Consider the following 22,142-nt stretch of genomic DNA (forward strand, 5'->3'; position numbering starts at 1 on the left):
GTAGCTAACAATTGTTTCACCCCAATCTAATTCTTTATGGAAAGGAGCAGCGAATAAATAATGCTGCTCCTCTTCACTTTATTTATTCGCTGCTTTCGCTTTCTCAATCGCGGCATTGGACTTCTCCGCAAATTCATCTAACGCTTCTTTAGCTGATTTCGTTTCAAGGATTGCTTCTTGCAGTGCTGGGAACCAGAAAGTACGCACTTCTGCATAGCCGTCTGCAATCGTTGGTGGATCTGTTATGAATTTACGTGCCAGCTCTGAATACTCATACTCAGACCCTTCATATAGGCCTGTAACTGAGTTCCGCGCTGACAAACCTCCTGTTTGAATCAAGTTTTTCTCGCCCCATTCAGGATCGTTCACGATGAAGTCAACTAATTTTTTTGCTGCTTCAGCTTTTTTATCGTCATCATTATTAAAGACTGCTAGACCACCAAGAAATGGTTCAAGCTTCGGATCGGATCCATCCGGTGTTGGATAAGGAAGTAAAACATCCTCAAAGTCCTCTGTTTTATTTGGAGCAAAAAGTGATTTAAGTACAGCAGAATAGTTAATAGCAAATGCCATTTTACCTTGCAAGAATAAATCATTATGATCCCCAGCATCTAATGAAGCAGCGCCCGGTGCCACCAGTCCATCTCTTGAAGCTTGAACAACCCATTCAAGCCCTTTAATCCCGCTTTCTGAGTTAATCGCAACAGCGCTATAATCTTCATTCAAAAACCGACTAGTTCCTAGATTAGTAATATATCCTCGTGTCCCTTGGTCTCCCGCAACGCTTTTTGCATAGAAACCAGATGGAATGATACCCGGAGCCTTTTCTTTAACTGCATGTAACGCTTTCTCATACTCCGCTACAGTCCATGTCCGATCTGGTCGATCTAATGGTAGCAAATCAAGTTCGCCAATGTCCTCAAATAAAGTCTTGTTGACAGCCATCATGAATGGCCCTGTATTGAATGGATACATATAAACCTGATCTCCAACCATCGATTGTTTCATTAACGCTGGAGATATATCATTTTTCACATCATCTGGCATCATGTCATTTAGTGGTGCAAGTAACCCTTTCTTACCCCAATCAATGATCCGCCCTGGAGCGTCGTAGATCATATCTGGTGCTGTGTTCGTAGCGATTGCTACATTCAGCTTTTCAGGTCCACCTTCAAAAGTAAGCATCTCTAACTTCACTTTAATGTCTGGATTTTTTTCATTGAAAGCGGCAATAATTTCTTTCTCATACTTACCCACTTCTCCATCTAAGGCTTGGAAGTTCGGGAAATTCCACCACGTTATTTCCACCTGTTTTTCGTTACTTGGATTTTTGTCTGTGTCTTTGCCACCTTCGCTTTCCTTTGCTGTGTCTTGACTACAAGCGGTCAAAAATAGTGATAATACAAGAGCCATTACAACTAACAAGACAGAACCCTTTTTCGAACCTCGCATAATATCTCCCCCTCCTTGTATTTCCGGAAATAGTGGTGAAGCGCTTTCATTTCCTGTTTTAAGCATAAAGTCAATAACCAGACATGACAATCCCATGAACTTTACATTCATAGCCCTATTCTGACATAAATGCTCCAAACCCCTTTAAATTATTTAATAATTCCAACTTCAATACGCCGCCATTAAAGATTAACCTCCACAACATGTTTGAATCTTCTACCAATTTATTGTTGGGGAAACTTTTTTTATCGTGTACACTTAAAATAGATTCACAAAATGGCTGTTTAAGTAAGTAATAGAAATTTAGAGGTCATTAAACACATTCCTAAAAACAACAACTACTATCAAATTATTTTTGGGGGAATACGATGTATAAATTGATGATTGTTGAGGATGAACCTCTCATACGTTCTGGATTAAAACAGTACTTCGATTGGAAAGAGTTAGGGGTCCATACAATTATTGAGGCGGAAAACGGGAAAGACGGAGTGGATAGAGCTTTAATCGAGCTCCCCCACTTGGTGATTACAGACATTCGTATGCCTGTAATGGATGGACTTGAAATGATTGGACAGCTCCGATCAAAACTGCCCGATACCCTTTTTATTATTTTGACTGGCCACAATGAATTCGAGTACGCGCAAAAAGCCATTCATTATGGCGGTGTATATGATTATTTACTAAAACCATTGCAATACGAAAAAAGTTTTTCAGTTATTGTAAATTGCTTAGAAAAAATACGCCTAAAGCAACTTATGCCACAATCTTTCGAACGGCTGACAGATCCAGGTACAATTCAAGGGGTTGGAATTGCGCCTGAAGAAGGCCTTCAACTTTTCGAAAAAATAGAGTCCTATATCAAACTGCATTTGGATCAAGAATTAACACTCAATATGGTTGCCGAACATTTCTTTTATCATCCTTCTTATTTAAGTCGGCTATTCAAAACAAAATTAAATAAAAACTACATGACTTTTGTAAGCGAAATAAGGATTAATTATGCGCTACAATGCCTGAAGGTGTCGCAACATTCCATCGCCGACGTGGCAAGTTTATGTGGGTATAAAAGTTATAAACATTTCGTAAAAGTATTTAAAAGTGTTACCCAAATGACACCAACAGAATATAGAAAACAGTTAAGGCTATGATATTATGAACCAATTGAAGCGCTTCTTACCATTTTTCCAATTTAAACATGTGAATCATCAAATTTTTGTCCTTATGATTTTGACGATTACCATCCCGCTGCTGATTTTATCCGTAATGATTTACATGTTTTCAATTCAATCAGCTAAAAAAGAGTATCAAAATAGTTCGAATCTCATTCTTAATAATCTATCTTTTAATTTCGATCAATATTTGCAGAGCATCGAGATGGGGGCGCTTACTGCACAGATGGACAGTAAACTACAAAATGCGCTTGAAAATTGGCAAGGAGATGACTCAGAACGAGACTATGTTCAAATTTTAGAATACGAAAATGCAATTGAACATTTTATCAGTACAATTGAAATAACTATCGAGAATGTCGATAGCGTCCAAATTTATATAGGTGACCATGTCTTTTATTCGACACTTAAAAAATCTGTTTACGATGTGAGTAACTTAACAAACGAAGAATGGTATAAACAAACCATTGAGCAAAAAGGTAGAATCGTCTTATTTGGTACCCACCAACCATTTAATAGGGTAAATTCCAATGAATCAGTGATATCAATCGCAAGGGTAATTAATAAAAATGGAAGCAGACAACCGTTAGGTGTTTTGCTTATTGATATCCGTTTAGATTCATTACGTAACATTCTAAATTTATCAGAAAATCATAATCGGAATTTCGTTATTTTGGATCCTCTTGGCAGTGTTATTTACGCTTCTGACCTAGATCAAATCGACTCCAATATGACATTTAAACCCGCTATCCAGCCTTTCCTTTCCGATTCAAATAAGGAATCCGGGAATTTTTACGCACCGGTAGACGGGGTTAATTCATTTTTCAATTTTGTCACTTCTCCCTACTCAGACTGGACAGTTATTCAATATATAGAAGAACAGGAAATGACTAAGCATGCGGAAATGCTTCGCAAAGTTATTTTAGGGTTAGCTTTCTTTTCGATTGGTATGGCTATGTTATTTATGGTGATCTTATACATACGTGTAACTGAACCAATTATCTTTTTAAGTAGGCAAGTGAAAATAATCGGTCGCGGAAAATTCGATGTTAACTTGACTAGCAAACGTCAGGATGAATTTGGCGGACTTTATCAGGGAATTAGCAAAATGGTCACGGACATACAAGATTACATTGAACGGTCCTCTGTGTTAAAAGCTCAACAAAAGCTAGCACATTACCGCGCGCTAAAAAGTCAAATCAATCCGCACTTTTTAGCTAACGCACTTGAATCGATTCAAATGAAAGCGGTGTTAAACAAACAACGGGATATTGCTGAAATGATTGGGGTACTCGGACAGTTATTTCGAATTAATATCCAAAGTGGGAAAGAAACAATCACATTGGAAGAAGAATTGACCCACATTCGCCTGTATATCCAAGTACAACAAATGCGATTCGGAGATAAAATTCAGTACGTCGAAAACTTAGCTCCAACTAGTGAATCTATACGACTTTTGCATTTCTCCCTTCAGCCCCTTGTAGAAAATGGTATTGTCCATGGGTTAGAGCGTAAATATGGAGCTGGAATACTTGAAGTTTCATCTGTTTTTTCCGGCCAGGATATGCTAATAACGGTGAGTGACAATGGGGTCGGTATTGATGAAGAACAACTACAATACTTGAAAAATCGCCTTGCACAATCCTCCAGTACATTAACCGAAGAACATATCGGGCTTAAAAATGTCCATGATCAAATTCGGTACTATTTTGGTGATCAATATGGCATTGAGATTGATAGCTTGCTCGGAGTAGGCACGACGGTAACCATACGAATTCCAGCAAGACCATGAAGTTACTAGTTAGGAAACAGGACTCTAATTACTATGCTTCTTTCATCTATCTGAAAAATCTAAATGATTCACACGATAAAATGTGGGTATTACAAGAACATGCACCATTCATCTTAGACATACTCTTGGAGGAGATTTAAATGGATTTAAAACTTAAAGGCGAAAAGAAATGGTTAAAGCTAGGAGCAGCAACATTGCTCTCAGTCGGAATGCTTGCTGCATGTGGCGATGGGGATGACGACGATGTTGACGTGGATGTTAACGAACCTGTAGAAGATGTCAATCCTCAGGATGGAACAAATACGGATGTAGATTTAGATACTGATGATGAAACAGATAAAGATGTTGAGGTTGATGACGATGGCGTCGTTGATGATAAGAAAGATGACGACCATATCGAAGATGGCAGCGACGGTTAATTAGATAATCTGCTGTAGCACTTAAACCAAAAAGGACTGGATGGCATCGTAGCCGTCCAGTCCTTTTTGGAATTCAAATTTTCATTTTCAAATGAACATCCCTGCAATAGCGGCACTCAATAACGAGGCTAACATCCCAGCTGCCACCGCACGAACACCCAGTCTTGCAATGTCAGGACGTCGACTTGGTGCAAGAGAACCTAATCCGCCAAGAAGAATTGCCAGTGAACTTAAGTTCGCAAAGCCACAAAGTGCAAAGCTCACGACGATGACTGTTTTAGGGCTGAGTGATGCAATTTCAGGTGCGAATGATGCATACGCGACAAACTCATTCAACACAAGTTTTTGACCAATGAATCCACCTGCTGTTACTGCCTCTGACCAAGGAACACCGATGGCGAATGCCAGCGGTGCAAATAGAATGCCGAGAATCCCCTCAACGGTCAACGATTCAAAGCCAAACACCCATTTACCGATTCCGCCTAACATGCCATTCATCATAGCGATAAGCGCAATGAACGCCAATAGCATGGCACCGACATTCAAGGCAAGTTTTAATCCATCTCCTGCCCCACGTGCTGCTGCATCAATAACGTTCACAGATTCCTGATCCTTACCCATCTCAAAATCTTCAACTTCTGACTTCTCCGTTTCCGGTATAAATATTTTCGCCATAATCAATCCTGCAGGTGCAGCCATGAAGCTTGCTGCAATTAAATACTCAAGTGGAACACCCAGGAGTGCATAACCCGCGAGAACAGAACCAGCAATAGATGCAAGTCCTCCTGTCATGACTGCAAAAAGCTCTGACTTCGTCATGTTTGCCAAAAAAGGTCGGATGACAAGTGGAGCTTCCGTCTGTCCGACGAATATATTCGCGGCCGCAGAAACCGATTCTGCTTTACTCGTGCCAAGCAGTTTCGATAATGCGCCTCCGATCAGTTTGATAACCACCTGCATAATTCCAAGATAATATAGCACGGAAATCAAGGAAGAAAAGAAAATGATGATCGTCAACACTTGGAATGCAAAGACGAAACCGAATCCTTCAACGTCCGCTACCGGACCGAAAAGAAATGCAACCCCTTCGCCAGCGTAGTCAATGACATTTTGCACGAGTCCAGAAAACCATATTAATCCAGCTCTCCCCGCCTCCCATTTCAAGACGACGAATGCAAATGTCACTTGGATGATTAAACCAACAACGATAGTCCGGTAATTAATCGATTTCTTTCCATTAGATAAAAGAAATGCAATTCCTAATACCACAACTATCCCTAAAAGCCCCCACAATAAATTCAACTAGTACACCTCTTCATATGGAAGTTTTCCATTTATAATTTTGTTACTAATACGCCAATTCGCACTATGGAAAGCTCATTTTCGTTGTCTGACGTCATACAACTAAATGAGTTTAGCAAACGAAATGACATAAGTAAATAAATTGTGCGGAAAATAGGAAAAACTATGTTTTCCAAATGATTCAGCAGTTAGTATTCCACATTTATCCGAAATTACTCGTCGTTTTTTGAATACGCTCACATTTTAAGACAACAAAAAAAGACTACCCTTTAAGTCAATACAGCTGACCTATAAGAAAGTCTTAGTACAATCATCTTCTATATCCTGTTACCAATGTCTATTTTTACGAAGAAAAGAAATAACTGTAATCAAAAAAATGGATTAAACGATGGTAAGCAGTTGGTCTTAGAATGACTTTCAAAAAATTACCCATCCTATAAAAAAGGAGATGTCATCAATTATGAGAAAAACATTTATTGCACTTGGAATTATTATTACAGTTAATTCAGCACCAACATATATCCCAACCATTGCTCATACACCACCAGAAATTCCAGCTTACGCTAAGTGGGGTAAACTCGCTATAAAAGAAACACAATCAAAATATCCCAATGCAACTATTATTGACTACCTTCATGAAGGAAGCGAATCTAGAAAGGATTCAACAATTGAAAAGTTTAAGCTATGGTTAAAAGATGGTGACCACGAATTCGGCGTTTTTGTAAGAATTGAGTATACTACCGAAACTGAAAAAGTAGTTACTATTGAATTTGAAGAAACTTCTAGGTAAAACTTCACAGTCGTGGCCATTTTTTTCGGAATTTGATAATCCCCATTTTTCAAGGGTTATTATTTTTAAATCCAAATAATCAAGAGGCTTAATTAAATGGAAAAACTATGCCCTTACCTAAATTACTGAGACAATATAAAACACCTACGTAATTGACACACTTATTAAAAGTGCATCTATCGTAGGCATTTTTTCATTAAGTAGCCCTATTCAACTATTTTCAACACCAAAGGAAGTTCTCACCATCATTCTATCATTGCTCCCAAAGGCTCTAAAACAAATTTTTCGATTGCATGGAGCACTCCTTCTTCATTGTTCGTCAGTGAGATATAATCCGCAAGGTCTTTCAATTCCTGGACCCCGTTACCCATCGCGATACCTAAACCAGCCGTCTTAATCAGTTCAATATCATTGTGATTGTCGCCTATAGCGATAATTTCTGTACGATCGATACCAAGATTACTCGCTAGGTGCAATAAAGCACTTCCTTTGTTAGCTTCCGGATGCGTCACTTCAAGATAGTTTACTAAAGACTTGGCGATATGTGCACTCCCTCCAAACAATGCCCGCAATTCATCCTGTAAGGTTGCAAGGTAGGCAGGCTCTTCGATAAAGAGTGCTTTCGTAAATCCTAGTTTCGCAAGTTTGCCAAGATCCGGTTCTATTTTATACGGGACCTTCGATTTTTTGGAGTACTCAATAATCTTGTCAATTTCTGATGCAGCATAAAGAATATCATCTTGATAAACTTGCAAATGTATTTTTTTATCACGAGCAATCTCAACTAGTTTTTGTGCCATGTTAGGAGGAATAAGTCGTTCATACATCACTTCATCGTCATCAATGCTTTTAATGATTGCACCCTGATACGTAATAACTGGTACATTGATGCCCAGTTGCTGTGCAAATAATTTCGCAGATGGAAACATACGCCCTGTCGCAATCGTGACAACTGTTCCTAATTCCACCGCTTTTTGAATAGCCTCGATTGTTCTTGGCGTAATCAGTAATTCATCCGTAAGTAATGTCCCATCAAGGTCAATCGCAATTAGTTTATACATGGAATTCCCCCTTTACTTAATGCTATCTAGTTATCGTCGCATGTTGTGACTTACACTGTCTAGTGAAGATACTTTTCATCTCGAAATAATTGCATGTTAAAATCGAGAGGTGGAAAATAAAATAGTTATGTCACTAACTTACAGGCGTTTTTTTGTGGCTACCTCGAGTCACGATACGTCAACATTATTTCATTGAAATTCTCTAATTGATGTTCGTTGATGTTTTACTATCCCCACTCCATTCACCAACAGTGCCTGTTGCGTGATTGTATTCTCCCCTATAATTCTAGTATTCTTAATAGATGTAATTTATCAGCTTAGCATCCCCTTGGCTTTCACTTGAAGTAACCAGTCTGGAAACTCTGTAAGCAACTTATCATACAGCTCTTCATCGGAAACCTTTGCAATATTACTGATTTTAAAGAAATCTGCATTGTCTACATACCTGTCTTTAAGGTCGTCTAACTTTTGCAAGAAAGCAAATTTTTCTTTACCAATCCCAACAAACTGCCAGAAAATAGGTTGATTTGCGCTTTCACGCACAATCCGTGTTGCCTCACTTTTATCAGAGTTATTCCCATCCGTTATAAAGAGTACAAAAGTAGGATGTTCAGGCTTAATAGGAATTTCTTTTGCTTTCTTACTGAATAAACCACCAAACAAACTTTTCTTAGCAGGTTCTTGATTCCCACTCAGTGCAGTTCCATATTTACTCACTATCAATTCCATAACTGGAGCATATTTCGTTCCACCACTTACAGTCATTTTAGTGTCCTTTACAAATGTTGCATGGTTCGCTTCTGTTGCTGTACCAACAAAATTTGCACCGTTATTGAACTGAAATACATCAATTTCTTTATTAGCATCCATGTTCATACCAATGGCTAGTAAACGCTCTACAATCTGCTGTACAGTCCCATTCTTATATAGTGAACTCATTGAGCCCGATTGATCGATTGCTAATATGATTTCTGCTTCAACACCAGTTAGTTTCTTCTTCTCTAATACAATACCTGCTTTTTTAGTTAAATCTATTAAGTTTGTCATTTAATCATGCTCCTTATCGTTTTTTAATAGTTAATTTATGCCACACAAAATTATTATTTTCTCATTAAAAAATCTGAAGTCGTAAAAAGTACCAACATCTAAATATTCTCATTAATCCATCAACAATTACAACTGATTGTACCATAAGTTTATGGATAGCAAGATGGTGTCGCTGATTAACTTCCGCTTTTCAAGAAATAAATGTAGTTGTTTGTTTTTCTTATTAACTTCTCTCAGATGCATTATTTTTCACACAAAAAATGTCGCTCCTTAATCTAAATGATTAAGGAGCGACATACATCATAGTCCATATCAAAACATGTGGACTATTTTATTCAGTTTTAAATTTCTTCTTACGTGAAGGCAACATATTAAAGAGTATATTCAACACAATCGCAGTGACACTTCCCGCGACAATACCGTTACTAGTCAAAATTTTAAGACCTTTAGGGAATTGTGCGAAAAGTTCAGGTACGACAGTCACGCCAAGGCCAATTCCGATTGCGCAAGCAATGATCATAGAATTCTCTTGAGAATCACTAATGATTTTGCTCAACATTTTAATTCCTTGGGAAACGACCATTCCGAACATTGCGATCATCGCGCCGCCTAAAACTGCATTTGGAATGATTGTTGTGAAAGCTGCGATTTTTGGAACAAAACCGAGCGTAATCAACATAATACCCGCGATTAAAATGATTTTTCGTGATCTGACACCCGACATTTGAATTAAACCGACATTTTGTGAAAACGTCGTATACGGAAATGCATTGAAAATACCGCCTAGTAAAACGGCAATACCTTCCGCACGATACCCTTTTTCAAGATCTTTTTTCTTTATATCACGCTCACAAATATCACCTAGCGCAAAGTAAACGCCTGTTGATTCAACAAGGGATACCATTGCAACAAGTATCATTGTCGCGATAGCAGGCCATTCGAAAGTCGGCATACCGAAGTAGAAAGGCTCAACCATATGGAAATAGGCTGCATCCCGAACGGCCGAGAAGTCAACTTTCCCCATAAACGTAGCAACAACAGTCCCGACAACCAAGCCGAGTAAGATGGAAATAGCCCGCATAAAACCAGTGGAAAACTTGAAGACTAGGAGGATAAAAAGCAACGTTCCGAAAGACAATGCTATATTTGACAATGAACCGAAATCACTTGCACCTTGTCCCCCACCCATATTGTTAATAGCTACGGGTATCAACGTAATACCGATAATCGTAACGACAGAACCTGTTACAACTGGAGGGAAAAATCGTACAAGCATACCGAAGAAACGGCTAATAACAATGACGAAAAGTCCCGATACGATAATTGCCCCATAAATAGCGGGAATTCCAGACTCGGTGCCAATCGCAATCATCGGGGCTACCGCTGTAAACGAACAGCCTAATACAACGGGCAATCCGATTCCGAAGAAACGGTTATTCATAATTTGTAAAATCGTTGCAATCCCACACATTAAAATGTCGATGGAAACAAGATAAGTCAGTTGTGTAGAAGTTAGGCCCAGTGCATTACCGACGATTAATGGTACGAGGACCGCCCCCGCATACATCGCCAAAACATGTTGGAGCCCTAAAGCAGTTGACTTAAGTGGATTGCTCACTTGGAAGTTTCCTCCTCAATAAATGTCACTTGCCCATTTTCGAGTGAAGCAATATTCGCAAGTGACTCTACACGGATGCCGCGTTCACGGATGAGCGCCCCACCAGGTTGGAAACCTTTTTCGATAACAATACCAACGCCTGCCAACTTTGCTCCAGCTTGCTCAATGATATCTAGCAACCCAAGTACAGCTTGTCCGTTTGCAAGGAAGTCATCGATGAGTAAGACTGTATCTTGTGCTGTAATGAAATCTTTTGAAACGGAAATATCATTTGTTTCTTTTTTTGTGAATGAATGGACACTCGCCGTATACAAATGGTCCACTAACGTTAATGATTTCCTTTTACGTGCAAAAATTACCGGTACCCCTAGTATCAAGCCCGCCATCATTGATGGAGCAATACCCGACGATTCAATCGTTAGAATTTTTGTTATTCCCGCATCTTTAAATCGTGTTGCAAATTCTTCCCCAACCGCCTGCATAAGAGGTGGATCGATTTGATGATTCAAAAATGAATCTACTTTTAGCACCTGATTCGATAATACTTTACCGTCTTTTACAATTTTATCTTTTAACAATTTCATTTTATTTTTCCTCCTTCTTGTTTTCACAATCAAGAGCCACAAAAATAAGCCCTATGACCATGCATCCAATCAAACCATGAGAGGAGCAATGTCATTCAGGCTTATTTGCTGAATGGAAAAGAAAGAGACATACCCAATTAAATGAGTACGACTTTTTCAATTCGTTGCTTCTCATAGTCGATTTATTTACGGTAAATCGGTAGATACTTGCGGGCCATATTCCCGCTATTATATGAGCGAATGCTATTAGAATGTTATTAGTATAGCACGGGAATTTCAGATTTCAACATCCTCAAAAGTTAAATAATGATTCATTCAATTCAATGAACGTACTATGTGCGGTGAATGTGTTATTGTAGATGAAATAAGCAGACTTTGGGGGCATTATCTTGACCAATCCACATTCCATGAATACAAATAAAAAATTAAAATTCACACGAAATACATGGTTTCTTCTTATCGGAATCATTTTCATCGCGTCCACACTTCGGTCGCCTTTAACATCTGTCGGACCATTAATCTCTTCCATTAGAGACAGTTTGGCCATTTCAAATGTATTAGCGGGATTCCTAACGACCATTCCTCTGCTCGCTTTTGCACTTATTTCACCGTTCGCTCCGAAAATTGCACGTCGCTTCGGAATGGAACTGACATTATTTGTATCACTCATTTTATTGACAGCAGGTATTATTACTCGTTCTCTAGGCACAACACCTAATTTGCTCATTGGCACTTTCCTAATAGGACTTGCCATTGCATTTGGAAATGTCTTATTACCAGGTCTAATAAAACTCAACTTTCCACTGCATATGGGTCTCATTACCGGTATTTATTCGGTCTCTATGAATTTATCCGCAGCCATCGCGGTTGGCGTCAGTGCACCACTTTCTCATAATACACAGTTTGGATGGAGAGGCGCATTAGGAGTTTGGGCGTTGCTAGCATTTATCGCTCTACTCGTCTGGCTCCCGCAACTTAAAAACAAGAAATCACCAAATTCATTGGATGTTCATTTGGAAAAGGCCAAATCACCCTCTTTATGGCGTTCTCAATTGGCTTGGAGTGTTACCTTCTTTATGGGGTTCCAATCTTTGATATTTTATACAACTTCCGCATGGATGCCTGAGGTGTTAAAAACGCAAGGAATAAGTCCAGATAGTGCTGGATGGATGGTTTCCCTCTTGCAATTTGCGCAATTACCAATGACATTCATCGTTCCGATTCTAGCAGGAAAAGTAAAAGATCAGCGCTGGATTGTAGCGGGTGTCGCACTATTATACCTCTTGGGCTATGGCGGTATCATGGCAGGCACAACTGCACTTGTTCCACTCTTTATGATTTTGATTGGAATTGCAGGTGGCGCAGCATTTGGACTTTCAATGATGTTCTTCTCATTACGCACACGGACACCACATGAAGCTGCAGATCTATCAGGTATGGCACAGTCCTTCGGCTATTTACTTGCGGCGGTTGGACCAGTACTCTTCGGATTATTACACGATTTCACATCAGGTTGGACAGTGCCGATGCTGATTATTATCATTGCATCTTTAATTGTCCTCCTATCAGGCTTGAAAGCAGGGAAAAACACCTTCGTTACTCCAGAGTAGGTGCTTAGAAATCTTCTACTACCAAAAAAGTGCTGTAAACCAATATTGGTTTACAGCCTTTTTCAAGTTATCATTTTTTTACTCGGCTACAACATCCGTTTTGACCTTCTCCTCTTTATTCTACTGGGCTATCAAAAGAACCTCTCTATCAAAATAGCAGTTAATACTAACCCAACTATAAATCAAATACAGACAACTCCCCTAGAGTTCTTGCCGTTTTTACGAGGCAAATTGATAAAGTTCTCTTTCATTCTTTTCATTTTTGCATCAGTTGCTACTAATCAAATGGGTTCAACAGGTAATCGTTAACGTGAATTCAATATGCTTCAGCAGCAAATTGCGGATAGGTTTTATTATTTGAAAGCTGGGTATTTTAAAGACTAGCACTAACACTATAAAAATCTTAGGAGGCAATTTGAAATGGCTGACAAAAAGTTTGTAGGTACATTCCATAATGAAACCCAAGTCTTGAATAAGATTGATGAGTTAAAAGCGCAAGGTTATACTGAAAACGATATTTATATTGTGACGAATGATGCAGATACATTATCGATTATCCGAGGAGAAACTGATGTGGATCTCCGATCGCCTGAAGGTAACTGGATGGACAAGTTCATCGCTTTCCTGAGCGGAGATGAACCCGTCAAAGGTGCATTCACTAACATGGGCTTCACCGACGAAGAATCCAACCGTTATTTCAATGAAGTCAAAGCTGGCGGAATTCTTCTATACGTGGACCAGGAATACGGTAATCTCTATGGAAATCAAGGAACGGAATATCAAGCAGGTTATACAGATCCTAATATCGGCTCAAATCTTGTTGTTGATGATTATGATAATCCCAATCTAGCAATGAACAGCCAAGGGTTAGGGTTAGGAACAGATGCAGAACAGGAAGAACATCTAAGATTGCACGAAGAGAAGCTCAATGTCGACAAAGAACGCTATCAGGCGGGTGAAGTGAACGTCAGTAAGCACATTGTCGAAGAGACACAAACGGTAGAAGTGCCCGTCACACGTGAAGAAGTGTACATTGAACGACGCGCAGTAACTGAAGAGACTGCTGCCGGAGAAGTGTTTGATGATGGTGAAAATATTCATATACCTGTTATGGAAGAGCGGGTTGAAGTGACAAAACGTCCTGTCGTTAGTGAAGAAATCGTCGTTGGCAAACGTGAAGTTCATGATACAGAAACGGTTAACGAAACCGTGCGCCGTGAAGAAGCGGATATCGACCGGACCGATGCAGTACTAGATGAACGTGATGGGACGGCCATACATTCATTGGATACAAATCCATTTGAGCGGAATGAATTAAATAATGATTCTTTAATCGACCGGAAACGATTTTAATAATTAAGAAAACCGTAAGGCGCCTGGAGTCTAGACACTGCTCCAGATTGAAAAACAGATATTTTCTTATTCCTTTAAAAAGGAGCTTGCTTAAGTAGATGATCTACTTAAGCAAGCTCCTTTTCGTTTTCCGGATTGACTTCCATCACTTTTTTGGTTAGTTCAATTGACAGGTGACGCCGAATTTATCCCCTACCCAACCAAACTTGTCACTGACCGGCGTTTCAGAAAGCAGCATCAGGACTCGTCCATCCTGTGATAGCTGTTCAAAAAGCCGACCAATTTCCGCTGCCGTGTCACATGCCACAAACAATGAAGTGGAAGGAGTGAATGTGAATTCTTGGTTGATAGAACTGTCGATGCACATGAACGCCTGTCCTTTTATTGTGATTGTGGCGTGCATGATCATGTCGTTTTCTTGATGGACTACATTTAGAATTTCCGATTCATCAAAATAGCTGTGTAAAAATTCATGGCATTTTGTGCATTTCCTTCAATCATAAGCAAAGATAAGCAACGTCGTTATTTTTGGTCGGTAGTCCCTATAAGTTATTTCCCCTAACATCTTTATTTATAAATCAAGTTCTAAAACAATCGGACAATGGTCGCTGCCGAGTATATGTGGATGGATGGTAGCATCTTTCAATAGAGATTCCAATTGTTTGGAGGCTATGAAATAATCAATCCGCCATCCAATATTCCGCTCCCTAACCTTACTCATGTACGACCACCAAGTATATGCTCCTTCTAGATTTGGATTGAAATACCGATACGTATCGATGAATCCTTCCCCTAATAGCTCCGTCATCTTTCCGCGTTCCTCACTGGTGAAGCCCGAATTACCGATGTTCGATTTCACATTTCGTACATCTATTTCCTGATGCGCGACATTCAAATCACCACATAGAATGACTGGTTTCATATCATTCAGTTTCTTTAAGTAGTCACGCATGTCGTTTTCCCATTCCAAGCGAAATGGCAATCGTGCCAAATCCCGCTGCGAGTTTGGCGTATAGACGTTTACTAAATAAAACTGCGCGAACTCAAGCGTAAGAATCCGTCCCTCTTCTTGAGCATCTAAATCGCCTACACCGTATTTCACAGTCAATGGTTTTTCTTTCGTGAATACAGCCGTACCTGAATAGCCCTTTTTTAGTGCGTAATTCCAATATTGATGATAACCATCCAACTGTAAATCAATTTGACCTTCTTGCAGTTTTATCTCTTGTACACAGAAGATGTCTGCATCCACCGTTTCAAAGTATTCTAAGAAACCTTTACTAACACATGCCCTTAATCCGTTGACGTTCCATGATACTAATTTCATATAGATTGACTCCTTTGATTAACCTCTGCGAATTCTCTTTCCATTCTTACTATAGCACAAAAGAACATACGTTCAATTTTCCACTTATTAAAAACGAAAATTCTGCTACAGCTAGCCTAGTTGGTTCATTCATCGCCAAAAAATTCCGATTAGAACGATTGCTCCTAATAGAAATTTGCCAATCTGCCCGATTTGTTCCGAGGTGATAAATGGTTTTGGCACAAGAAATTCCATTTCCTTGATTTCATTCTCCAAATGATCTATTTTGGCTTTCAGCGCTATCATTTCTTTGTCCAGATTGGTTTCCCATTCATCTTGTCCGTTCATATGTATTCCTCCCATTTTTTGATTTAACTTACTATACGTTACTTACTCAAATTGGTTTCATTTTTTCATTAATAAACAAATCTCAACGGCTTTGTTCGGGATCTATAAACCTCGTTTATTGAACTCCCCTATGTTCTCTAGTATCTCGCTATGGACACTAATATTCCATGTTATAAAGAAGATAAGACATACTACATATCACGTCTGTTGATTAACCAAAGTAACCAGTGAATAACATGATTAACTACTAGGCGCTACGTGTAAAGTTGACTTTGGATTGCTTTGGATATAAAGACTTCTATACGATTATCGAGATGTCTAGAAATGTAGTGATGCGACTTTGTCGCATCACTACATTTCTTTCCCGATAATCGTATGGTGGTCCTTCATCCATCGCGCTCCAAATGCATAAGTATACGAAGTGCTAAAACTTTTTGAGACGAAAGAATAGAGGGGCATCTACCTGGATAAAAGCCGCCAAAGATGCAATTTTGGCGGCTGATGCATTCTATATGGTTTTTTCTTTTTTAAGTAAAGAAGTGTCACTTTCTATAAGGTATCACATGATTAGGAGCATACTCTTTGCTAAAAGTAAGCAAGGAACGCATTTTACAACGTACTAGAGTGCCCGAAATTGCATCTTCGGGCACCTACATCCCCTATAGAAAGTCATCTATTCTTTTCTTTCCAAGCAACTGCATTATTCACTTAAATATTGTAGGAACGCGACAGGCAACTATTCGCAACAGGATTAACGAAAATAGTGTGGCTAGAAGTGACGGAGTCACTTCTAGCCACACATGCCTCTCGATAAATGTGTCGTGAATATTTCGCCGAAAGCGGACCGGAAATGATCCCGTGAAAATGGATTTCCCCAACCCCTACTCACCATTATTTTTTGTAAATAAATGGATAACAAAAAGACATGCCTACATATAATTGTACGAACCAGTTAAAGGTTTTTCTTTGTCTTGCAGCTGATTGAAATATGTATGCAAATAATCCGATAAATAACGAGATTATAATCAAATCGGATTGCCATATACGCTCTGCTGAATTAACAGGAATCATTACCTCTTGTAAGATTTGTATAGTGTTATCATCATTAATTTGTATATTATATTTTTCTTTGTTGAAAAAACCTTCTTCAATCGTTATGAAAGATGCACTTTCATCTAAATTATAATGATAGCCAATCAAATTAAAATTAGTTAGTATTGTGAACGCTAACAATAGCATCATCACAGGTATAAAAATGAACCCAAGCGGCATCTTTTCAAAAGGCTCTAACATAATTATTCCTCCCGTAATTATCGTTTGTTATTCTATTTTATTCACAATAGTTGTGGGAATACCTCTTTAATTTGGAAAATAATTCGCAATACGAAAAATGCCTGTACTGAACACAACTTCAAATTGTGTTTAGCACAGGCAAGGAAGCATTAATTTAAAGAGAAGAATGTTTACATTTTTCTCTTGGAGCGGTGTCTTGACTTCAGCACTATTCTTACTTCATCTGGTCTGTTACAGTATCAACAAGTAACAAAGGATCTACCGTATATACCTCGTAAACTACTTCCTCTTCCTGCCACATAAAGCTATTCGCAGCTGCCCCCTCACTATTCATATCAAACATCGCAGCCCCGATCTTTTGTGGCGCTGGTAATAGTTGGTCTTCCAACTTTGCGACAATCTCTTTTGCCAAATCGTTCATTTTCGCACTTCCTGCTTCGCTATTCCGATTACGCATCGAAAATGACCAGCGCCCCTCATGCCATGTAAGGAAAATACTCCCTGCACCCGCATCTTGGTATCCCGTAATGCCATTTCCCAAATCAACTTTTTGAGCGCCATCATTAATGGGTTGGTAATTGATTTTCGCTTTAGCACTAGCCGCTGAATCATACCTTGTCCCATTAACAATCATATAAGGGTGTGCATCGTGCAAGGTAGGATCATTTACAGGAATCGGTACATTTGTGACATAAAAATTTACTTCGTAATTATTTTTGCTCGATGCAGTAGTCGCCGTCAGATAACCTTTCCCTACAAAAATATCCTCTGGCAACATCAATTTCACATCAGTTTCTATAGCAGATGTTACCTGCGCTAAGATTTCTTCATGTGTTTGCTCAGGATTAGTTTCGGGGCTTTCTATTTGTTTTTCGGGTGTATCCGTTTCGGTAATATCTGGTGTCTCTACAACTTGATCTGCGCTTGATGAACATCCACCCAGTATGAATAAAGCGCTAATGACAATTACGCTAACTCTTTTTGATTTCATATAGTTCTCTCCTTATATAAACCACAAAAAATACTCGATTTTATTCGTATTCCCCTTTTTCTTACTTGTTAATCCTTTTTATAAGCACGATGCGAGAAATAAACAGGTTTAACTGTCCATTAGCGAGAACTTGAAGTGTAATTCCGAAAATAGTTTATTCATCAAAAAAACTCATCATTCATTGGAAGAATGATGAGCCTTTTATTGAATAGACAGTTGAAACGGATAGCTTAATGGGCGTCAGGAAATACTCGCTTCATCGCATCTGAAAACTCTTCAAAGAATCCTTCCACTGGTTTGTCTTCTCTAATCTTAGTTCCATATTCGTCCATTTGCTTTACAAAATCGGGATTCATCGATACATAAACATTTTTAAAGTTAGCATCAGTCGACCTGACCTCATCCGCAATCTTATTCTCAGTCACCTCTGAACCATCTGCTCCTTCTTTTAGCACGACTGCCACATAAGCATTTGTGTCAGTTACGATGACATTGGCGCTTTCCACTTCTTCCATTTCCACTATTTTATCAGCAACATCATCAGCGACCGTCAGCTCTTGATTACCTTCACTATTTGGATTGGTATCCGTTGCCGAGTCGTTTGTAGTACCGTTGGTGGTAGTATCGTTTACATCCGTTTCTGTTTCTGTACCCACTGCATTGTCCTTCACTTCTTCATTTTTCTTCGTTCCACAACCCATCAAAGAAAAAATGACGAGCAAAGTGGCCAAAACACGCAACATCTTAGTCATTGATAATCCTCCTTCAAATTTGTCAGTAACGATAGCATGGTCTGTTTGTCTTTTTTTATGTAGTCGTTTTAAAATTTTATGCCAAAAAAATTCTCAAGCTGAAAAACGGCTTGAGAATGAAGTAAATTATAGTAATACATTCAGGCGACTGTTACTCAGCTTTGATTGCACTTACAACTTTATACAACTCAAGGTCTATGTCAACCGGTTCATTCATTGCTAATTTTGCTAGTTGTTTTCCTAAGAAAGGTCCGACAGTTAGTCCTGAAGCACCCAATCCATTCGCTAGTAAAATTCCTTTTGCTCCAGGAACTTCTCCTATAATCGGGAGGAAACCTGGGGTAAACGGACGGTAACCTACACGTACCTCGGTAAAAGCGCTGTCTGCTAATCCTGGCGCGACTGCTAGAGCCTTACCTAATACCTCATGCAAGCCTCCAGCAGTAACGCGCATATCAAACTGTTTATCATCTTCATGCGTTGCTCCAATGACTACTTTTCCATCATCAAATGCAAGAATGTATTGGTCAGTTGGTGGCATGACGACTGGCCATTCGGTGGTTTGTGTTTTTTCAAGTTGTAGATGGACGATTTGTGCTTTTTGAGCACTCACTTGTAGATGAATGCCTAACGGCTCAATTAATTCTGCCGCCCATGCACCGGCAGTGACTATGACTTTATCCGCTAAAAACTGTTGATTTTCTACTTGAACTCCCGTGACAACTTTGTCTGTAGCAATAAGTGCTGCAGACCCATTTACGAACACTGCACCATGTTTTTTTGCGGCACTGACCAACGCATTTCGTAAAGCTCGCCCGTTTACACGAGCCGCTCCACTAATTTGAATAGATTCATATTCCCCAGAAAGCGGCGGAAATAAAGCCGATGTTTCACTTGCATTCAATTGACGGATATCGCCAATTTCAGGTGCATCTTCTCGTCTTTTTACCGCACGTTCTTTCATTTTCTCGAGTTTGACAGCATCCGTGTGCAAGCTGACCGCACCAACGCGTCGGTACCCCGTTTCCGTTTCTCCGTCTTCTTCAAGCTGTTGGATGAGTGACGTATAATATGCCGCCCCGCCTTTCGCAAGGGCGTACCAAGCTTTATTTCTCCGTTGGGATAGCCATGGACAGATAATGCCCGCTGCCGCATCCGTCGCCTGCCCCGCGTCCTGACGATCTATAACTGTCACTTTAACTCCAGATTTGGCTAAATGATACGCTGTCGACGCTCCTAAAATTCCTGAGCCTATGATGATAAATTTCTTCATTATAAAACACCTTTTCCACTTTGAGTTTATTCTAATCATACCAGTTCTTATACTGAATTTTGACCGATTAACATGGTTTTGTCGAATTTACCCGCAACTCCATAAAAAACACCACAACCATGTCGAGTTGTGGTGTTTTATCCTTATTCACTTCACACAGATAACAACGCGGCATCACTGTTTAACTTTTCACCGCGAATGCGTTGGAATTCGGCCATTAACTTTTCGATCGTCAACTGCTTCTTTTCCTCAGCTTCAACTTCCAAAATGATTTGCCCTTTGTCCATCATAATGAGCCTATTGCCTAAATCCATTGCTTGCTGCATATTATGTGTGACCATCAGCGTTGTCAATTGATCCTTTTCTACAAGTTGTTTCGTTAGATTCGTGATCAATTCCGCCCTTGATGGGTCAAGGGCCGCTGTATGTTCATCAAGAAGCAAAATGGACGGTTGTGTAAAAGTAGCCATTAACAAAGAGAGTGCTTGACGCTCCCCACCTGATAGCATACCTACCTTGGCATTCAATCGATCCTCTAGGTTCAAATGAAGTGTTTCTAGTGATTCCCGGAATAGTTCACGACGTTTCTTGTGAACACCTTTACGTAATCCGCGTGTTTTATTGCGCGAGTACGCCATTGCTAGGTTTTCTTCAATTGTCATAGAAGGAGCGGTTCCTGCCATTGGATCTTGGAATACTCTGCCGATCATTACCGAACGTTTATATTCAGGCAGTTTCACAACATTTTTACCCGCGATTTCAATGACACCGAAATCAGGCGTAAGTGCTCCTGAAATCATATTCATCATTGTTGATTTCCCCGCACCATTACTGCCGATGACAGTTACAAAATCTCCTTTTTTCAAATGTAAGTTGATTTGATCAAGTGCGATTTTTTCATCGGGAGTCGCTTCGTTAAATACTTTATTTATCTGTTGGAGTTTCAGCAATTGCATTCCCTCCCTTGTTTAATACTTGATCATAAGTTGTTAATCGTTCGGCATGACGTTTCGCTTTCCTCTTATTTTCCCGTCTTTTATCAATGTATTGCGGTAAAATAAGTGCAGCTATAACAATAACGGCGGTGATTAACTTCATGTCTCCTGTATCGAGAAATTCTACTCGAAGTGCAAGACCCAATACGATTCTATAAATAATAGCACCTGCAATCACTGCAAGTGTTGTTCGCATAATTGTTTTTGTACCAAAGATTGCTTCACCAATAATAACAGAAGCTAGTCCGATAATAATCATACCGATTCCCATACCGATATCGGAAAACTTCGAGTACTGAGCAATCAATGCACCAGAAAAAGCGACAAGCCCATTAGATAGGCCTAACCCTAGGATTACAAGAGTATCTGTATTCGCTGAAAAGCTGCGAATCATTTTCTTATTATCACCAGTTGCCCGTATTGCAAGCCCGATTTCTGTTTGTAAAAACCAATCTACAACGACTTTAATAAGCAATGTAGCTATAATCATTAAAAATAACGTTCCCCATGTAGAAGGTAAGTATGTAACGCCTAGCATGCTGAAGAATTGATTGATTGACTCATCAATGCCAAGCGTACTCCAAAATACATAGAATTTACTAAACAACGTCTCTGCATTTAACAAAGGAATATTGGGACGTCCAACAGAACTATCCGACGTCATCCCCATAATCCTTAAATTGATAGAGTACAAGGCAATCATCATCAAGATACCCGCAAGTAATGGATTAATCTTTCCTTTCGTATGTAAAAGACCCGTAATACAACCGGCAATAAATCCAATAACAATGGCGACTCCAGTTGCGAATAACGGATGATACCCAAAGACAATCATCGTGGCTGCAACCGCTGCCCCTGTTACAAAACTTCCGTCAACCGTTAGATCGGGAAAATCTAGCACCCGGAATGTGATGTACACACCGAGTGCCATGATTGCATAGATGATTCCTTGCTCCACAGAGCCGAATATAGCACTAAACATACAGA

General features: G+C 39.4%; 21 protein-coding genes and 1 riboswitch. Of the genes, 6 read left to right on the forward strand and 15 right to left on the reverse strand.

Annotated elements, in window-relative coordinates:
- Positions 1-78: 78 nt before the first annotated feature.
- On the reverse strand, positions 79-1,452 hold the full coding sequence (locus tag ACP8HG_RS08400; protein WP_340742336.1) for an ABC transporter substrate-binding protein: 1,374 nt from the start codon (positions 1,450-1,452) through the stop codon (positions 79-81).
- 368 nt (positions 1,453-1,820) lie between these two features.
- On the opposite strand from ACP8HG_RS08400, the gene ACP8HG_RS08405 reads away from it, so the two are divergent.
- The 3 genes from ACP8HG_RS08405 to ACP8HG_RS08415 all read left to right on the forward strand — a co-directional run bounded on the left by ACP8HG_RS08405 (position 1,821) and on the right by ACP8HG_RS08415 (position 4,832).
- Positions 1,821-2,600 carry a response regulator transcription factor gene (locus ACP8HG_RS08405; RefSeq protein ID WP_342538553.1) on the forward strand — a complete coding sequence of 260 codons (780 nt, stop codon included), beginning with the start codon at positions 1,821-1,823 and terminating at the stop codon, positions 2,598-2,600.
- Positions 2,601-2,604: 4 nt separating this feature from the next.
- Positions 2,605-4,413 carry a cache domain-containing sensor histidine kinase gene (locus ACP8HG_RS08410; protein ID WP_438298479.1) on the forward strand — a complete coding sequence of 603 codons (1,809 nt, stop codon included), beginning with the start codon at positions 2,605-2,607 and terminating at the stop codon, positions 4,411-4,413.
- Positions 4,414-4,553: 140 nt separating this feature from the next.
- Positions 4,554-4,832: a DNA primase gene (locus tag ACP8HG_RS08415; RefSeq protein ID WP_438298480.1), complete on the forward strand. Its 279-nt coding sequence runs from the start codon at positions 4,554-4,556 to the stop codon at positions 4,830-4,832.
- 87 nt (positions 4,833-4,919) lie between these two features.
- On the opposite strand, the gene ACP8HG_RS08420 is transcribed toward ACP8HG_RS08415, so the two are convergent.
- Positions 4,920-6,134 carry a NupC/NupG family nucleoside CNT transporter gene (locus tag ACP8HG_RS08420; protein ID WP_187045160.1) on the reverse strand — a complete coding sequence of 405 codons (1,215 nt, stop codon included), beginning with the start codon at positions 6,132-6,134 and terminating at the stop codon, positions 4,920-4,922.
- A gap of 460 nt (positions 6,135-6,594) precedes the next feature.
- On the opposite strand from ACP8HG_RS08420, the gene ACP8HG_RS08425 reads away from it, so the two are divergent.
- Positions 6,595-6,924, forward strand: a complete 330-nt coding sequence (locus ACP8HG_RS08425; RefSeq protein WP_067210521.1) for a DUF3889 domain-containing protein — start codon at positions 6,595-6,597, stop codon at positions 6,922-6,924.
- 245 nt (positions 6,925-7,169) lie between these two features.
- Here the strand turns inward: ACP8HG_RS08425 and ACP8HG_RS08430 are convergent, their stop codons facing one another.
- The 4 genes from ACP8HG_RS08430 to ACP8HG_RS08445 form a co-directional block, all read right to left on the reverse strand.
- Positions 7,170-7,985 carry a Cof-type HAD-IIB family hydrolase gene (locus tag ACP8HG_RS08430; RefSeq protein WP_438298481.1) on the reverse strand — a complete coding sequence of 272 codons (816 nt, stop codon included), beginning with the start codon at positions 7,983-7,985 and terminating at the stop codon, positions 7,170-7,172.
- A gap of 312 nt (positions 7,986-8,297) precedes the next feature.
- Positions 8,298-9,032, reverse strand: a complete 735-nt coding sequence (locus ACP8HG_RS08435; protein ID WP_338656297.1) for a VWA domain-containing protein — start codon at positions 9,030-9,032, stop codon at positions 8,298-8,300.
- Between the two features lie 331 nt (positions 9,033-9,363).
- Positions 9,364-10,650, reverse strand: a complete 1,287-nt coding sequence (locus ACP8HG_RS08440; protein WP_340742342.1) for a nucleobase:cation symporter-2 family protein — start codon at positions 10,648-10,650, stop codon at positions 9,364-9,366.
- On the reverse strand, positions 10,647-11,234 hold the full coding sequence (locus ACP8HG_RS08445) for a xanthine phosphoribosyltransferase (protein WP_338656266.1): 588 nt from the start codon (positions 11,232-11,234) through the stop codon (positions 10,647-10,649). Before ACP8HG_RS08445 ends, ACP8HG_RS08440 begins: the two co-directional genes overlap by 4 nt.
- A gap of 154 nt (positions 11,235-11,388) precedes the next feature.
- Positions 11,389-11,490: riboswitch (purine riboswitch) on the reverse strand.
- Between the two features lie 151 nt (positions 11,491-11,641).
- Here ACP8HG_RS08445 and ACP8HG_RS08450 point away from each other — a divergent pair.
- Together ACP8HG_RS08450 and ACP8HG_RS08455 are read left to right on the forward strand one after the other, a co-directional pair.
- Positions 11,642-12,844 (forward strand): CynX/NimT family MFS transporter, encoded by a 1,203-nt coding sequence (locus tag ACP8HG_RS08450; RefSeq protein ID WP_342539798.1) that lies wholly within the window; start codon positions 11,642-11,644, stop codon positions 12,842-12,844.
- Between the two features lie 420 nt (positions 12,845-13,264).
- On the forward strand, positions 13,265-14,197 hold the full coding sequence (locus tag ACP8HG_RS08455; RefSeq protein ID WP_338656264.1) for a YsnF/AvaK domain-containing protein: 933 nt from the start codon (positions 13,265-13,267) through the stop codon (positions 14,195-14,197).
- Positions 14,198-14,354: 157 nt separating this feature from the next.
- Here ACP8HG_RS08455 and ACP8HG_RS08460 read toward each other — a convergent pair whose 3' ends face one another.
- The 9 genes from ACP8HG_RS08460 to ACP8HG_RS08500 all read right to left on the reverse strand — a co-directional run bounded on the left by ACP8HG_RS08460 (position 14,355) and on the right by ACP8HG_RS08500 (position 22,137).
- Positions 14,355-14,636 carry a VOC family protein gene (locus tag ACP8HG_RS08460; protein WP_338656828.1) on the reverse strand — a complete coding sequence of 94 codons (282 nt, stop codon included), beginning with the start codon at positions 14,634-14,636 and terminating at the stop codon, positions 14,355-14,357.
- A 132-nt stretch (positions 14,637-14,768) separates the two neighbouring features.
- The gene (locus ACP8HG_RS08465) at positions 14,769-15,524 is read right to left on the reverse strand and encodes an exodeoxyribonuclease III (RefSeq protein WP_438298482.1); all 756 of its coding nucleotides are present in this window, start codon (positions 15,522-15,524) and stop codon (positions 14,769-14,771) included.
- A 129-nt stretch (positions 15,525-15,653) separates the two neighbouring features.
- Entirely contained in the window at positions 15,654-15,851 is a 198-nt protein-coding gene (locus ACP8HG_RS08470) for a hypothetical protein (RefSeq protein ID WP_067210533.1), read from the reverse strand.
- Between the two features lie 891 nt (positions 15,852-16,742).
- Positions 16,743-17,144 (reverse strand): hypothetical protein, encoded by a 402-nt coding sequence (locus ACP8HG_RS08475; protein WP_438298483.1) that lies wholly within the window; start codon positions 17,142-17,144, stop codon positions 16,743-16,745.
- Between the two features lie 214 nt (positions 17,145-17,358).
- A complete protein-coding gene (locus ACP8HG_RS08480; RefSeq protein WP_438298484.1) occupies positions 17,359-18,135 on the reverse strand; it encodes a hypothetical protein in 777 nt (258 codons plus the stop codon).
- 230 nt (positions 18,136-18,365) lie between these two features.
- The gene (locus ACP8HG_RS08485) at positions 18,366-18,887 is read right to left on the reverse strand and encodes a YhcN/YlaJ family sporulation lipoprotein (protein WP_067210541.1); all 522 of its coding nucleotides are present in this window, start codon (positions 18,885-18,887) and stop codon (positions 18,366-18,368) included.
- A 151-nt stretch (positions 18,888-19,038) separates the two neighbouring features.
- Positions 19,039-20,160, reverse strand: coding sequence for an NAD(P)/FAD-dependent oxidoreductase (locus ACP8HG_RS08490; RefSeq protein ID WP_438298485.1), 1,122 nt, complete (start codon positions 20,158-20,160; stop codon positions 19,039-19,041).
- Between the two features lie 152 nt (positions 20,161-20,312).
- Positions 20,313-21,110, reverse strand: a complete 798-nt coding sequence (locus tag ACP8HG_RS08495) for an ABC transporter ATP-binding protein (RefSeq protein WP_067210546.1) — start codon at positions 21,108-21,110, stop codon at positions 20,313-20,315.
- The gene (locus tag ACP8HG_RS08500) at positions 21,085-22,137 is read right to left on the reverse strand and encodes an ABC transporter permease (protein WP_340742346.1); all 1,053 of its coding nucleotides are present in this window, start codon (positions 22,135-22,137) and stop codon (positions 21,085-21,087) included. The genes ACP8HG_RS08495 and ACP8HG_RS08500 overlap by 26 nt, the downstream gene beginning before the upstream one ends.
- Positions 22,138-22,142: the final 5 nt, after the last annotated feature.

The organism is Sporosarcina sp. FA15, assembly GCF_051550195.1.
Taxonomy (GTDB): domain Bacteria; phylum Bacillota; class Bacilli; order Bacillales_A; family Planococcaceae; genus Sporosarcina; species Sporosarcina psychrophila.